At 69.2% G+C, this 15421-nt stretch carries 12 protein-coding genes; 4 read left to right on the top strand and 8 right to left on the bottom strand.

Going from position 1 to position 15421, the window contains the following annotated elements; all coding sequences use genetic code 11:
• Nucleotides 1-21: 21 nt before the first annotated feature.
• On the top strand, nucleotides 22-888 hold the full coding sequence (gene nadC, locus F1640_RS10815) for a carboxylating nicotinate-nucleotide diphosphorylase (protein ID WP_194919146.1): 867 nt from the start codon (nucleotides 22-24) through the stop codon (nucleotides 886-888).
• Between the two features lie 4 nt (nucleotides 889-892).
• On the top strand, nucleotides 893-1633 hold the full coding sequence (locus F1640_RS10810) for a ribonuclease T (RefSeq protein ID WP_194919144.1): 741 nt from the start codon (nucleotides 893-895) through the stop codon (nucleotides 1631-1633).
• Here F1640_RS10810 and F1640_RS10805 read toward each other — a convergent pair.
• Nucleotides 1630-2085, bottom strand: coding sequence for a nucleoside deaminase (locus F1640_RS10805; RefSeq protein WP_194919142.1), 456 nt, complete (start codon nucleotides 2083-2085; stop codon nucleotides 1630-1632). The genes F1640_RS10810 and F1640_RS10805 overlap by 4 nt on opposite strands.
• Nucleotides 2086-2217: 132 nt before the next feature.
• On the opposite strand from F1640_RS10805, the gene rpmB reads away from it, so the two are divergent.
• On the top strand, nucleotides 2218-2502 hold the full coding sequence (gene rpmB / locus F1640_RS10800) for a 50S ribosomal protein L28 (RefSeq protein ID WP_124810134.1): 285 nt from the start codon (nucleotides 2218-2220) through the stop codon (nucleotides 2500-2502).
• 96 nt (nucleotides 2503-2598) lie between these two features.
• Here the strand turns inward: rpmB and F1640_RS10795 are convergent, their stop codons facing one another.
• The 5 genes from F1640_RS10795 to F1640_RS10775 form a co-directional block, all read right to left on the bottom strand.
• A complete protein-coding gene (locus F1640_RS10795) occupies nucleotides 2599-3639 on the bottom strand; it encodes an esterase-like activity of phytase family protein (protein ID WP_194919141.1) in 1041 nt (346 codons plus the stop codon).
• 227 nt (nucleotides 3640-3866) lie between these two features.
• The gene (gene msrB, locus F1640_RS10790; RefSeq protein ID WP_125954353.1) at nucleotides 3867-4370 is read right to left on the bottom strand and encodes a peptide-methionine (R)-S-oxide reductase MsrB; all 504 of its coding nucleotides are present in this window, start codon (nucleotides 4368-4370) and stop codon (nucleotides 3867-3869) included.
• 135 nt (nucleotides 4371-4505) lie between these two features.
• A complete protein-coding gene (locus F1640_RS10785) occupies nucleotides 4506-5840 on the bottom strand; it encodes a cytochrome P450 (RefSeq protein WP_194919138.1) in 1335 nt (444 codons plus the stop codon).
• A gap of 73 nt (nucleotides 5841-5913) precedes the next feature.
• Nucleotides 5914-7164, bottom strand: a complete 1251-nt coding sequence (locus tag F1640_RS10780) for an ABC transporter permease (RefSeq protein WP_124811227.1) — start codon at nucleotides 7162-7164, stop codon at nucleotides 5914-5916.
• Nucleotides 7161-8150, bottom strand: a complete 990-nt coding sequence (locus F1640_RS10775; protein WP_194921365.1) for an ABC transporter ATP-binding protein — start codon at nucleotides 8148-8150, stop codon at nucleotides 7161-7163. The genes F1640_RS10780 and F1640_RS10775 overlap by 4 nt, the downstream gene beginning before the upstream one ends.
• Before the next feature lie 52 nt (nucleotides 8151-8202).
• Between F1640_RS10775 and queG the strand changes: the two genes are divergently transcribed.
• Nucleotides 8203-9270: a tRNA epoxyqueuosine(34) reductase QueG gene (gene queG / locus F1640_RS10770; protein WP_194919136.1), complete on the top strand. Its 1068-nt coding sequence runs from the start codon at nucleotides 8203-8205 to the stop codon at nucleotides 9268-9270.
• Here queG and F1640_RS10765 read toward each other — a convergent pair.
• Together F1640_RS10765 and F1640_RS10760 are read right to left on the bottom strand one after the other, a co-directional pair.
• A complete protein-coding gene (locus tag F1640_RS10765) occupies nucleotides 9254-10480 on the bottom strand; it encodes an NAD(P)/FAD-dependent oxidoreductase (RefSeq protein WP_124811225.1) in 1227 nt (408 codons plus the stop codon). The genes queG and F1640_RS10765 overlap by 17 nt on opposite strands.
• A gap of 128 nt (nucleotides 10481-10608) precedes the next feature.
• On the bottom strand, nucleotides 10609-15318 hold the full coding sequence (locus tag F1640_RS10760) for an NAD-glutamate dehydrogenase domain-containing protein (RefSeq protein ID WP_194919135.1): 4710 nt from the start codon (nucleotides 15316-15318) through the stop codon (nucleotides 10609-10611).
• Nucleotides 15319-15421 lie beyond the last annotated feature (103 nt).

Below are 15421 nucleotides of genomic sequence, written 5' to 3'. Positions count from 1 at the left end.
CGCAGTGGTAAGGGACAGGGCATGACAGACTTCGCCCTCCCCGGTTTCGACCTTTCCGCCTTCGTTTCCGCAACGCTGGACGAGGATTTCGGCGTCGGCCTGCCCGGTGGCGGGCATGACGTAACCAGCGAAAGCGTTATCCCGGCCACGGCGCGCTTTGCAGGCGTGATGGAAAGCCGCGACGCCATCACCGTCTGCGGCCTGCCGATCGCCGCCGCGTTCTTCCGCGCGCTCGAGCCGGCGATGGCGGTGGAGATCCTCATCGAGGAAGGCGCGCGCGTCGCGCCCGGCAGCGCGCTGATGCGGCTGGAAGGCAACGCCCGGGCGATGCTGACGGCGGAGCGCAGCGCGCTCAACACCGTGCAGCACTTGTCCGGCGTCGCCACGCTGACGCGGACGTATGTGGACGCGATGGGCGATACCCGCGCGGTGCTGCTCGATACGCGCAAGACCATCCCCGGCCTGCGGCACCTCGAAAAATACGCGGTGCGCTGCGGCGGGGGGAGCAACCACCGCATGGGCCTGTGGGACGCGGCGATGATCAAGGACAACCACGTCCTCGTCGCCGGCGGCGTGGGCGAAGCGGTGCGCCGCGCGCTGGCCGCCGGGGTGAAGGACGTGATCTGCGAAGTCGACCGCATCGACCAGATCGCCCCCGCGCTCGATGCCGGCGCCACCCGCCTGCTGTTCGACAACATGGGGCCGGACCTGCTGCGCGAAGCCGTGGCGCTGGTGAACGGGCGCGTGCCCACCGAAGCCTCGGGCGGCGTCCGGCTCGATACCATCGCCGCCATCGCCGCATCGGGCGTGGACTACGTGTCGGTCGGCCGCCTGACGCAGAGCGCGCCGGCAGCCGACATCGGCCTCGATTTCACGCAGCTGGACTGACCCGATGATTGCGCCGCGCCGTCCCGCCCTGCTGGTTTCGCTGCTGGTGGCCTGCGCCGCCACGCCCGCATTGGCGCAGGCTGGCCAGTGCAGCGTGCCGGCGCAAGTCGACGTGCCCACGATTCCCGCGCCCGATGCGCCGGCCCATGCCGTGCCCGTCACCGGTTATTCGCTGGCGCTGACCTGGTCGCCCGAATTCTGCCGCACCCGCCAGTCCGATTCGCGCCACGCGATGCAGTGCGGGCGTGGGAACGGGTCGGCCGGGGGATCACTCGGGCGATTCGGCTTCGTGGTGCATGGCCTGTGGCCCGAAAGCGATGGTGCCACGCCGCCGCAATGGTGCAGCGCGCGCCCAGCGCCGCTTACCGCGCAGACCGTCCGCCGCAACCTGTGCATGACGCCCTCGCCCGCTCTGCTGGCGCACGAATGGGCCAAGCACGGCACCTGCGCCTGGCCAGACCCCGACGCCTATTACGCCAGCGCCCAGCGGCTCTACGGCGCGGTGCGCATCCCCGACATGGCCGCGCTTTCGCGCCGGGGCGACCTCAACGCGGGAGATCTGCGCCGCGCGCTGGCCGCCCGCTCTCCGGGCCTGTTTGCGCAGGCGATCCGGGTGGAGGCGAATCGGGCGGGCTGGCTGCAGGAAGTGCGCATCTGCTATTCGCGCGCGCTGCGCCCCGTGCGCTGCCGCGATGCCGGGCTGCCCGACCGCGCTCCCCTAAAAATCTGGCGCGGCGGCAGCTAGCGGCGCTCTCGGAAGAACGCCCGCAGCAGGTCGGCCGCTTCGCTTTCCCCCATGCCCGAATAGACCTCCGGCCGGTGCAGGCAGCCGGGCTGGTCGAACACGCGCGCGCCATGTTCCACCGCGCCCCCCTTGGGATCGGGCGCGGCGTAATAGACCCGGTCGATTCGCGCGTGGACGATGGCGCCCGCGCACATCGCACAGGGCTCCAGCGTGACCCACAGGTCACAGCCATCGAGCCGTTCGCGATCCAGCACGCGCGCCGCTTCGCGAATCGCCAGCACTTCGGCATGGGCGGTGGGATCGCACAGCGTCCGCGGGGCGTTGTGCGCGGCGGCGATCACCGCGCCATCGCGCACGACCACCGCGCCGATCGGCACCTCGCCCGCATCACGGGCGCGCAGGGCGGCGTCCAGCGCCTCGCGCATCGGTGGGGGGAGCGGCCAGCGGGTCATCCGGGCGGCGCTAACCCGCCCCGGCACGCCGCGCAAATCGAATCGCCGTGCGAATCCTTGACTTCGCGCCGCAAATGGATAATTGCCGCGCCTTCCCGATAGACATATCGACTTTTGAAGCGAGTTTTATCCATGTCGCGTATCTGCGAACTGACCGGCAAGGGCCGCCAGATCGGCCACAATGTCAGCCACGCCAACAACAAGACCAAGCGCGTGTTCCTGCCCAACCTGCAGAACGTGACGCTGATGAGCGAGAAGCTGGACCGCAGCTTCAAGTTCCGCGTCTCGACGCACGGTCTGCGTTCGGTGGAGCACAACGGCGGCCTCGACAACTGGCTGCTGAAGCAGGCCGACGCCAAGCTGAGCCCGCGCGCCCTCAAGGTGAAGCGCGAGCTGGTCAAGGCTGTCGCCGCCTGATCACGGCGGCCCGCAAGGGCAATCCGCCGATGCTTCCGTCTCGGGCCGGGCTTTTGCCCGGCTCTTGTCGTGTCCGGCTGCCGTACCCGGCTTACCTCACAAATCCGATAGGCGCTGGCCGGGCCGCAGGCGCAGCTTGAGCAGCAGCGTCCACTGCGCCCAGACCATCAGGTTGCTGTCGGCGATCAGCCAGACCGCCACCGCGCCATCGGCATCCCGCGTCACGGTCATTCCTTCGTAGTTCTCGCGCAGGCGCGGATCGGTGATTCGCGCCAGTTCGCGCGTCGGCAGCACGCCGCCGGGACGAATCGCGGCGGGATCGGCGATCGAGATCGTCGTGCGGAAGCCCGCCAGCGTCAGCTTGCGCCCCAGCACCAGCAGCCGGCCATCGGGCAACAGTGCCAGTTCGGTGGGCCGGAAGCCCTCAGGCATCTCCACCTCGAACAGAGCAGGCATTTCATCCGGCCGGGGCATGCCCGGATAGAGCAGCGCCGGATGCAGCCGCCGGCTGAACCAGCGCGCATAAAGCTCCCCGATCACCACCACGCGCCCGTCGGCAAGCCGCGCCATCGCTTCCGGCCCCTGATTCCCGTTCCACCGGTCCAGCACCGGCGCGGGAATCGTCTCGCGCCACGAAAGCGTGCGGCTGAAGTGATAGTAGTAGGGCGACCCTTCGTAGCCGACGAACAGGTCCTGCCGCACCGGATCGATGTACAGCGATTCGGCATCGACATCGATATAGCCGCGCCGCGAGCTGCCCTCGATCGGCCGGTACATTTCCGCCCGCCACGGGCCGGGCCGGTCGGGCGGCGTAAAATAGAGCGCGTCGTTGCGGTCGCCAAAGGCGATCAGCGTGCCATCCGCGAACTGGCCCAGCGCGGAATAGTTGCCGAAAAGCGCGTTGTCGCTGGCGAGCTGCCAGGCACCGGCCAGCGCGAACGGCCCCAGCTCCCGCGCGATCCGCCCCCGGTCCTCCGCCCGCAGCGATGGCATGAGATCGGTGATCGCGATCCTTGGATCGTTGTTCGGAACCGGCGCCGGGCCGCGAAGCCATGTCAACGGCAACAGCGTGCAGGCCAGCAGGAGAGGGACAATGAGGGAGGGCTTGAGGAAGCGCATCGCAGCGGCGATTGCCACACCGGCCGGCGCCGCGAAAGGGACGGCGGGCCACGCCGCCGAACCATGCACAGCTTATCATGGTTAACGCGGCGATCCCGTGTTCCGGCCCTGTTTTTCGGGGCGATTGCGGCCATTTGCGAACGCAGAGCGTGAAAAGCCCACCCCGCTGCGGCTAACACCGCCTGCGGCGGCGCAAGCCTCGCTCCCCTCCCGCACGCGGGAGGGCTGAGGGTGGGCAGCGTGCTTCAGGCAGGCCGGAATTGCAGCGCGTCGCCGTTCATGCAGTAGCGCAGGCCGGTCGGCGGCGGTCCATCCTCGAACACGTGGCCGAGATGCCCGCCACAGCGCAGGCAGTGCACTTCCGTCCGCACCGTGCCGAACGACCGGTCGACCGAGGTTCCGACGGCGCGCGGCAGGGGGCGCCAGAAGCTGGGCCAGCCCGTGCCGCTATCGAACTTGGTGGTGGAAGCGAACAGCGGGTTGCCATCGGCGGCGCAGACGAACGTGCCGCGGCGGTGTTCCCCCAGCAGCGGCGAGGTAAACGGACGCTCCGTCCCTTCCTGCCGCAGGATGTAGAACTGTGCGGGCGTCAGCAGCCGGCGCCATTCGGCTTCGCTGTGCTGGACCGGGAAGGTGCCCTTGGAGCGCGCCGGAGCGGCGCTGCAGGCCGAGGTGACGGACATCGCCGCCGTCGCGCCCAGGAAGGTCAGGAACTGGCGGCGGGCGACTCGGGCAGGATCACGCGGCATGGTTGGGTTCCGCAGCTTTGGGAAAGCTCGTTCCGCCGGGGGCACCAGAGGGGGGGCAGGGTAGGCGCGCGCCCCGGCGGAACGCACGCCTTCTAACCCGCGCCAGATGAACCGCGCGTGAGCGCGATCACACTTTCACCAGCGTTCGACTTCCACTTCCATGCGGCGGAAGCCATGGACGAAGTTCGCGCGCACGCGTTCGACCGCGCCGGCAACATGAACGCGCAGGCGGCGCTTGTGCATTTCCTCCAGCAGGATGCGCAGTTGCAGTTCGGCCAGGCGCGCGCCCACGCAGCGGTGGATGCCATAGCCGAACGCCAGGTGGCGGCGGGCGTTCTCGCGCGTGACGATCAGCTTGTCCGGGTTCTCGAACACCGTCTCGTCGCGGTTGGCGGAGATGTACCACATCACCACCTTGTCACCCGCCTTCACCTCGTGCCCGAACAGTTCGGCATCGGCGGTGGCGGTGCGGCGCATGTGCGCCAGCGGGGTGACGAAGCGGATGCATTCCTGCACCGCGTTGGGGATGATCGACGGGTCCTTTTCCAGGATATCGCGCTGATCGGGAAACTGGTCGAGCGCGTGGACGATGCCCGACATGGTGTTGCGCGTGGTATCGTTGCCGCCCACGATCAGCAGCACCAGATTGCCCATGAACTCCTGCGGGCTCATGTGCTTCATCGCCTCGGAATGGATCATCATCGAGATCAGGTCGGGCGTCGGCTCGGCGTTGACGCGCTCCATCCACAGGCGCTGGAAGTAGTGCGCCATCTCGCGCAGGACATCGAAGCGCATGTCCTCCATGCCCTTCGCCAGCGCGATTTCGAGATCGCCCGCCCAGTCCGACCAGAACGTCAGCAGGCGGCGGTCGTCCCACGGGAAGCCGAACAGGATCGCCAGCATCCCGGTGGTCAGCTCGATCGAGACCTTGTCCACCCAGTCGAACTTTTCGCCGATCGGCAGCGCATCGAGCACGCTGGCGGTGCGCTGGCGGATCTCCGTCTCCATCCGCACCATTTCGGCCGGCGTGAACGCGGGCGCGACCGTGCGGCGCTGCCCGGTGTGTTCCGGCCGGTCCATCGCGATGAACATCGGCATCTGCCGCTCGGCAAGCTTCGCCGGATCGATATCGGCCGGCGGATCGCCGATGGTGATGCCGCCGTGCTGCCACGACGAGGAGAACAGTTCCGGCAGCGATTCGACGTGGCTGATCGCCTTGTGCGACACCACGTTCCAGTAATCGCCATAGGGCGTGCCGGTTACCTTGTTGACCGGGGCCTTGGCGCGCATCTCCGCGAAGATCGGCTGCCAGCGGTCCTCGGTATAGATGTCGGACCGGCTGACGTCCCAGGGATCGGTATGCACCGGCCGTTCCAGCGGGTGTTCACGCTGCCATGCGCGGTGCGCTTCTTCCACGGTGGGCGAACGGCGATAGGTGAACGGCGCTTCGGGCGCGAGCTGGGTAGCCATGGCAATCCTCCGTTGCGGTCCCTTCCGAACGGGACTCTGCGCAACGGTACTATCCCTGCAACCTACACTCGTGTCAATAAGCGTTCGTCACCGGTGCATCACGCTTCGTCGCAACCCGCGCGAACAGCCTGGAAAACAGCCTGCCGCCCTTGCGCGCGCCGCCCGATTTCATCACGTTGCGGCGGAACAGCCGTGCCCCCATGCGCACGATCGCCAGTACCCACGCGCCCTGCCACGCCAGCGCCACCAGATGCGGCCACAGCGCCGGCCCTTGCGCCGCCCGCGCCAGCATGGCGAAAGGCGAACTGAGCGGGAAGACCACCGCGCTCCATTCGATCGCGCTGCCGGGATGGGCCAGCGCATAGCTGGCGAAGAAGAACACCATCAGCTGCATCATCGTGACGGGCATCGACAGCGTCTGCACCTCGCGCACCGTGCTGGCCATGCCGCCGATGGTCAGAAACACCGATCCCAGCAGCAGATAGGCCATCGCGAAGTAGAGGAAGCCCAGCAGCAGGAACACCGCCCAGCCGACCGCCGGCGTCGCCAGCAGCGGCAGATGCCTTGCCCCGCTCAGCACCAGCACACCGCCGGCCATGCCCCACACCGCGATGCCGACAAGGCTGAACGCCAGCATCGCGAACAGCTTGCCCAGGAACAGCGAATCCATCGGGATGGCCGCCGCCAGCACCTCGATGATCTTGTTGCTCTTTTCTTCCACCAGGTTGGACAGGACCATGCCCGCCAGCAGCATCGTCAGCAGGAACAGCAGCGTCTGCCCGGCCTGCGCGGTCGCGACCTGGCCGTTGCGCGTCTGGTCGGCGCTGGTCGCCACGACTTCGGCCTGCACCGCCGGGAACGTGCCGGGATGCGTTTCGCGCGCGCGCGCCGCGAAGGTGGAGACAATGCCCTGCCACATGTCCACCCGCTCGGGCGTGCCGGTCAGCACCGGGTGTTCCAGCGTGCCGGTCACCACGGCCGCGAGCCGGTCTGGCCCCTGGCGCAGCGCGGCGCGGCCATCGAAGCGCTCGCCGGGCACAAGCCGCTTCAGCTCCACGAAATCGGGCACGCCGCCGGCCATGCGATCGGCCATCGCGTTGCGCGCGGCGATCAGCGCCTGCCCCTGCACGCCTTCCATCGCCACGCCGATTTCGGGACGATCGAGATCCTTCTGCACTTGCGCGCCGATGCTGCCGGCCATCACGCCGATCACGATCGGGAACAGCGGCCCCAGCAGGAACAGCAGGAACGTCTTGGAGAAGATCACCGCGGTGAAATCGCGACGGGCGACGACGAAGGCCGCGCGCACCTTTTCTGCCATCATCGGCGGCGTTCCTCTTCCTTGTCCTGTTCCAGCGCCCGCGCGGCGGCTTCGCCGGCAATGGCGACGAAGGCATCGTGCAGGCCGGCCCGCTCGATCGACAGGCTGAGAATGCCCGCATCGCCTTCGATCAACGCGCGCAGCAGCGGTTCGACCCCGCTGGCCGGCAGCGTGAAATACCAGAACGCGCCCTCGTGCCGCGCATCGGCCGGCAGCGCGGCGCGCCACGGCCCGTCCTGCGCGCGGGTTTCCAGCCGCACCTGCGGCGCCAGCCGGTCGCGCGCGACATCGACAGGGCCGGCGAACGGCACCTTGCCGCCGGCGATGATCGCCACCTGATCGCACAGGCGTTCGGCATGGGCGATGACGTGAGTGGAAAAGATCACCGTCTTGCCGCGTTCCGCCAGCCCGCGCATCATGCGTTCGAGCTTGCCCTGGTTGAGCGCGTCGAGGCCGGAGAACGGCTCGTCGAACACCACCAGATCGGGATCGTGGACCAGCGTGCCGAGCAGTTGCACCTGCTGCGCCATGCCCTTGGACAGCTGGCGGATTGTGCGATCGGCGGCATAGCCCAGGCCGTGCGCTTCCAGCAGTTCGCGCCCGCGCCGGCGCCCCTCCTTCAGCGGCACGCCGCGCAGCGAGGCCAGGAACGCGATCGCCTCGGTCGCCTTCATCGCGGGATAGAGGCCGCGCTCCTCGGGCAGATAGCCGATTCGCCGCGCGGCATCGGTGGGATGATCGCAGCCCAGCACGCGGCGATAGCCGGCGTCGGGATCGATGATGCCCAGCAGCATCCGCAGCGTGGTGGTCTTGCCCGCGCCGTTCGACCCGAGAATGCCGTAGATCGCACCTTTCGGCACGGAAATGTCCACGCCGTCCACGGCGGTAAAGCCATCGAACCGCTTGACCAGTCCGCGCGCCTCGATCGCCAGTTCCACGCCCGAGGCGCCAACCTCATCGCCCGCCACGGGCCATTCGCCTAGCTCCATCCGCATGCGACGTGGCCTAGACGCTAAGCGATGAACGAGCGGGACAGCAAGCATGGTTAACACCGATGCAATCCTGCTGGTGCAACGGCTGCGCGCCGAAGCCGCCCGGATCGGCTTCGCGGCCACGGGCATCGCCCCGGCCACCGATGACCCCTTGCGCGCGCGCCGCCTGGAGCAATGGCTGGCCGATGGCTGCCACGGCACGATGGAGTGGATGGAAACCCGCCTCGATCACCGGCGCGGCCCTCAATCGCTGTGGCCGGCGGCGCGCAGCGTGATCGCGCTGGGGATGAGCTATGCCCCGGCGGCCAATCCGCTGGCGCTGGCGGACCACCCGGAGCGCGCGCGCATTTCGGTCTATGCGCAGGGTGGCGATTACCACGATACGGTGAAGAAGGCGCTGAAGGCGCTGGCGCGCTGGCTGGTGACCGAAGCCCCCGGCGCGGAAGTGAAAGTCTTCGTCGATACCGCGCCGGTCATGGAAAAGCCGCTGGGCGAGGCCGCCGGCATCGGCTGGCAGGGCAAGCACACCAACCTCGTCAGCCGCAGCCACGGCTCGTGGCTGTTCCTGGGCGCGATCTACACCACGCTGGACCTGCCGCCCGATGCGCCGCACGCCGACCGCTGCGGATCGTGCCGTGCCTGCCAGGACGCCTGCCCGACGCAGGCCTTCCCCGCGCCCTACCAGCTCGATGCGCGGCGCTGCGTGTCCTACCTGACGATCGAGCACAAGGGGCCGATCCCGCACGACCTGCGCGCAGGCATCGGCAACCGCATCTACGGCTGCGACGATTGCCTGGCCGTCTGCCCGTGGAACAGCTTCGCGCAGGCCGCCTCCGCCAACCGCGCGTTCCTGCCGCGCGCCGAACTCGCGGCGCCGCGCCTGACCGATCTGCTGACACTGGACGACGCGGGATTCCGCCGTCTGTTCGCGGGATCGCCGATCAAGCGGATCGGGCGCGACCGCTTCGTGCGCAATTGCCTGATCGCGGCGGGCAACAGCGGCGACGTGGCCCTGTTCGGCCCGGTGGCCGCGCTGGTCAACGATCCCGACCCGGTGGTGGCCGAGGCGGCGAGCTGGGCGCTCGACCGCCTCGTATCGGTTATGCCAGTTCCTTGAGCGGCGTGCCGGCGTCAGCCAGCCGGTCGGGCGCGATTTCGGCGCGGGCTTCGACCAGCTTGCGGCCCTGCACGTAGTCCTTGACCATGTTCACGCAATCGAGCGCGACGATGCGGCCCTGCTTGAGGTAGATCACCGAGAAGCTGCGCGTGGCAGGATCGCCGCGCAGCACGGTAGCATCGTGACCGGCGGAAAGGCCCACGGTCTGGAGCCGCAGGTCGTACTGATTCGACCAGAACCACGGCGTCGCCTTGTAAGGCTGCGGATCGCCAAGAATCGACTTCACCGCCGTCGTCGCCATGTCGTTAGCGTTCTGCACGGATTCGAGGCGGATCACCGCGCCTTCGGCGAAACCGTTGGCGTGGGCCGCGCAATCGCCGATCGCATAGACATCGGGCAGCGAGGTGCGGCAGAATTCGTCGACGTCCACGCCGTTGCCGCCGGCCGCGCCCGCCGCCAGCAGCGGACCGACCGAGGGGATGATGCCGATGCCGACGATGACGAGGTCCGCCGGCAGCACGGTGCCATCGGCCAGCTTCACGCCGGTCACCTTGGTCCCGTCGCCTTCCAGGCAATCGACAGCCACGCCCGTGCGCAGGTCCACGCCGTGCGCGCGGTGCTCGTTCTGGTAGAATTCCGAGAGCGCCTCGCCCGCCACGCGCGCCAGCACGCGCGGCAGCGCTTCCAGCAGCGTGACATGGCAATCGAGCTTGGTCAGCACCGCCGCCGCTTCCAGCCCGATATAGCCGCCGCCGATCACCACCGCGCGGCGCGCACCGGCATCGAGCTCGCCCATCAGCCGGTCCACGTCCTCGCGCGTGCGGACCGCGTGGACGCCGGCCAGATCGGCACCGGAGCACGACAGGCGGCGGGGATCGCCGCCGGCGGCCCAGATCAGCGTGCCGTAGCCGACCGCGTCGCCAGAGGCGAGCTTCAGGACTTTCGCGGCGGGATCGACCGCCGTCACTTCGTGGCCCAGCATCAGCGTGACGGCCTTGTCGTCCCAGAACTGCGCCGGCCGGATATAGAGACGCTCGAAGGTCTTTTCGCGGGCAAGGTATTCCTTGGACAGCGGCGGACGCTCATAGGGCGGCTCGGGCTCGCGCCCGATCATCAGGATCGTGCCTTCGAACCCGTTCTGGCGCAGCGCGATCGCGGCCTGCGCCCCGCCATGACCCGCACCAACAATGACGACGTCTGCCTGATCCATCCGAATCCTCCCGATTACCCGGCGGGATTTGGGGAAAAGACCGGCCGCGTCAACCACTCCGGCGCAAACTTGGCCCCATTTGCGCAGTCTTCCGTCGCAGTGGTCCGCCGCCGTGGTCCCCCGAAGGCCTACCGCGCGAGCAGCCCCCGCGCCTGCCCCGCGATCTGCGCCAGCATGGCCGCGCCAACCAGCGGAGCGGCCTGCGCACGGGCGACGAGCGCGCGGAAACTGGCAACCGGCGCGGCATTGCGCCCGGCCCATTCCGCAACGGCCGCCCCCGGACCGGCCGTGCCCGCGCGCGCCAGGAAATCGAGGCGCATCTGCTGGAAATCGCGGGCCAGCCCGGCGGCAAGCAGGCGCTCCCACGGATCGGAAGGGTTGAGACGGCTGGCCGCCTGCTGCGCCCAGTCCAGCCCCAGCCGCTCGCCCAGGTCGGTGAAGGCGCGGGTCAGCGCGGCTGCGTCGATCCCGCTGTCCGCCGCCAGTTCGGCAAGCCCGATCCCGCCGTCCATGTCGGTCAGATGGCGCACGCGCTCCGCCGCGTCGGCAGGCGCCCCCGCTTCGGCCAGTTCCGCCGCGATGCGCTGCGATTGCGCGCGCGCCTCGGCGTGGAGCAGATCGGCAATATCGCGCGTCAGCGCTTCGACCCCGCCCGCCAGCCGCGCCACCAGCACGCCGGGCCGTTCCTCGCCCTTGCCCGCGCGCAGCAGGTCCGCGACATGGCCGCGTAGTGCCCGCGCCACGCGTTCGAACAGCATCAGGCGCACGTCCTCCGCCATCGGCGCGCTGTCCAGCAGCGCCCAGGTGGCAGGCAGGTCGAGCAGACGTTCGGCGGCGGCGAAAGCCGCGGCCACCTGCGCCAGCGTGACGCCTTCCTCCTCGACCAGTTCGAACGGATTGACCGGACCCAGCCGGTTGACCAGCCGGTTGGCCAGCTTGGTGGCGATGATCTCGCGCCGCAGGCGGTGGCCGGTGATGTCCTCGCGGAAGCGCTCGCGCATCGGCGTGGGGAACGCGGCAAGAAGCTGGTCTTCCAGCGCCGGATCATCCACCACCGTGCTGTCCTCCAGCGCGCGCTGCAGCACCAGCTTGGTGCTGGACAGCAGCACGGCGAGTTCGGGCCGGGTCAGCCCCTGCCCGCTGGTGGCGCGCCGCGCGAAGTCCTCGGCGCTGGCCAGCCCTTCGGTCTTGCGATCCAGGTCGCCGGCTTCCTCCAGCACGTCCATCAGCCGCGCGAACGAAGGCACGGCCGATGCGCCTGCGCGCTGCGCGATCGACAGCGCCAGCGCCTGCAGGCGGTTGTCCTCCAGCACCAGATGCGCGACCTCGTCGGTCATCGAGGAGAGCAACGCAACGCGCTCCTCCTCGGTCAGCCGCGCGGCGCGCTTGGCCGAAGCCAGCGCGATCTTGATGTTGACCTCGTTGTCCGAACAATCGACGCCGGCCGAATTGTCGATGAAGTCGGTATTGATGCGGCCACCCTGAAGCGCGAACTCGATGCGCCCGGCCTGCGTGGTGCCCAGGTTGGCGCCTTCGCCCACCACCTTCACGCGCAAGTCCGCGCCGTTCACGCGCAACGCATCGTTGGCGTGATCGCCCACATCGGCGTTGTTCTCGGTCGCGGCCTTCACATAAGTGCCGATGCCGCCGAACCACAGCAGGTCGGCCGGCGCCTTGAGGATTGCGGCGATCAGCGCCTCGGGATCGAGTTCCTCGGCCTCCACGCCCAGCACCGCGCGCACCTGGGGCGAAAGCGGGATCGCCTTCATCGTGCGCGGGAACACGCCCCCGCCTTCGGAGATCAACGCGGAGTCATAGTCCGCCCAGCTCGACCGGGGCAGCGCGAACAGGCGCGACCGCTCGGCCCAGCTTGCCGCCGCATCGGGATCGGGATCGAGGAACACGTGGCGATGGTCGAACGCGGCCACCAGCTTGAGCGCCTTCGACAGCAGCATGCCGTTGCCGAACACGTCGCCCGACATGTCGCCGCAACCCACCACGCGGACCGGATCGGCCTGCACGTCCACGCCCATTTCCAGGAAATGGCGCTGCACCGAAAGCCACGCGCCGCGCGCGGTGATGCCCATCGCCTTGTGGTCATAACCCTTGGACCCACCGCTGGCGAAAGCGTCGTCGAGCCAGAAGTCCCTGGATTCGGCGATGGCGTTGGCGACGTCGGAGAACGTGGCCGTGCCCTTGTCCGCCGCGACCACGAAATAGGGGTCTTCGCCGTCGAGGATCACCACGCCCTTGGGATGGATCACCTTGCCGCCGACGATGTTGTCGGTCAGCGAGAGCAGCGTGCGGATGAACACCTGGTAGCTGGCCTTGCCTTCCGCCAGCCAGCCATCGCGATCGCGCGCGGGATCGGGCAACTGCTTGGGATAGAACCCGCCCTTGGCCCCGGTCGGCACGATCACCGCGTTCTTCACGCGCTGCGCCTTCATCAGCCCGAGGATTTCGATGCGGAAATCGTCGCGCCGGTCGGACCAGCGCAGGCCACCGCGCGCCACCGGCCCGGCGCGCAAGTGAATGCCTTCCACGCGCGGGCTGTACACGAATATCTCGCGCCATGGCACGGGCCTGGGCAGGCCCGGCACCAGCGCCGAATCGAGCTTGAACGCCAGCGCCTCGGCCGCCGCCGGGGCGAAGGCATTGGTCCGCAGCATGGCATCGACCAGCGCGCGGAACTGGCGCAGCAGGCGATCGTCGTTGATCGCGGCCACGCCGGCAAGGCCGGTGCGGATGCGCTCGGCCGCCGCGTCCGCCGCCGCCGCGCGATCACCGGCAAAGGCGGGATCGTGCCGCGCGACGAACGCCGCGATCAGCCCGTGCGTCACGTCGGGCGCGTTCTTCAGCGCATCGACCACGGTGGCAATGCCGAAGGACATGCCGCCCTGCCGCAGATAGCGGAACCAGGCGCGCAGCCAGTTCGCCTCGCGCGCGGACAGCCCGGTAGCGACGATCAACCGGTTGAACGCATCGTCCTCGGCCGCGCCGTTGAGCACGCCGGCCAGCGACGTCTCGATGGCCTCGGCCCGCTCCAGCAACGCCTCGGGCGTCACGTCCGCCGGGTGCGCGACCAGGAAATCGTGGATGTAGCCCAGCCGGCCCTTGTCGAGCGGCGTCGGCACTTCCTCCAGCACGCGGAAGCCGAAGTTCTCCAGCACCGGCACCGCATCCGACAGGATGATCGCGCCCTCGCGCTGGTAGAGCTTGAGCCGCACCCCGCTTTCGCCCGGCTGGCGATAGAGGCGCGCGGCGCGGCGCGGCGCGTTCTCGCCACCCAGCGTGCGCAGCACGCGGATGTCGCGCGCCGCCTCGCCCGCGCCATAGGCGCCGCGATAGCCGACGGGAAAGGCATCGGCGAACCGGGCGGCGATGGCCGCGGCGCGCGATGGCTCCTCGCCCTTGGCCAGCTCGGCCTCGACCGCGCCTTCCCACCCGCGCACCAGCGCCTGCACCGCGGCATCGAGCGCGGCCTCGTCGGGATCGGCATCGCCATCGCGAATGTCGAGCACGAAGCGGATCAGGGCGAGCGTGCTGCCTTCGACCTGCAGGCTCCAGTCCAACACTTGCGCGCCGGCGGCCGCTTCCAGCAGATCCTGCACCTGCATCCGCATCGCGGTCGACTGCGCGTCGCGCGGGAGCCACACGAAGGCATAGAGGTGGCGGGCCAGCGGCGCGCGAACCAGCGCCAGGCGCGGACGCGGCCGATCGACCAGGCTCATCATCGCGGTGGCGATGCGCTCGATGTCGGTGTCGGAAAAGCTGATGAGCAGGTCGTGCGGCAGCGCCGTCAGCGCATGGACCAGCGATTTGCCGGCATGGCCGCCGGGATCGAAGCCGAATTTCCCGGTCAGCGCGGCCAGCTGGCTGCGCATCCGGGGCACCCGATCGGGCGGCGTCGCCAGCGCGGCGCTGGTCCAGACACCCGCATGGACCGACAGCGCGACAACCTTGCCGTCCTCGACCTCCGGCACGATGAACAAGTCCAGCGGCACGCGGCGGTGCACGTTGGCGATGCGGTTGGCCTTGACCACCAGCGGCGCGCGCACCGCGTCCTCGTCCTTGCGACCGGCGCGATCGAACCACGCGAAGGCGCGGTCATAGGAGGAATCGGCGAGCAGCTTGGCGGCGCTGGCACGGCAGATGCCGAGCGGCGCGGTCTGCGTGCCATCGCGATGGCGCACGACATGGCCCAGCTGGGTGAGCATCCCGTCCGCCAGCCAGCGCAGTAGCGCCGCGCCTTCCTGATCGGGCAGCCCGCGCGCATCGCGCTGCATCGCCGCCTGCATCAGCGGCCAGTCGGCCACGGCGGCGTGGACATCGGCCAGCGTCGCCTTCAGCGCTTCGGCCAGTTCGCGGCGCTGGCGCGCGTCGGCGCGTTCGGTTTCGAGGTAGATCACCGATTCGCGCCGTTCGCCCACGGCCTCGCCTTCGGGCAGCGCCAGCAGCGTTCCCTCGGGATCGCGGCGCACCGCGACCACGGGATGGACCAGCCGGTCGATCGTCAGCCCTTGCGCGGTGATCGTCGCGCTGATCGAATCGACCAGGAACGGCATGTCGTCGTTGATCACGGCAATGCGCAGATGCCGTTCGCCCGACGTACCACCCACGCTCTCGATCGTCACCGCCGGTTCGGCGCCGGGGCGCCGGCTGGCCGTGGCCAGCGTGAAGCGGACGGCTTCCGCCAGCCGCGCACCATCGAAATCGCCAATCTCGCCCGGCAGCAGCGAGGCCATGAAACGGGCGGCCAGCGCGCTTTCGAGCGGGCCGCCGGTAGCAGCGGTAGAAGAGGAAACGTCAGGTGCGGACTTGGTGGCCATTGCTGTCATCCCGCGAGTGGCGGCGTAAAATCATTATGCCGCATTATAATTTTATATCCGTTTATTGAACGAATAATACCAATGCTACTCCGGCCGACGCCGCAGGGCAAGC

The sequence above is a fragment of the Novosphingobium sp. NBM11 genome (genome assembly GCF_015390225.1).
In the GTDB taxonomy this organism is placed as follows: Bacteria; Pseudomonadota; Alphaproteobacteria; order Sphingomonadales; family Sphingomonadaceae; genus Novosphingobium.
This window is presented reverse-complemented; position numbering and strand designations above follow the sequence as displayed.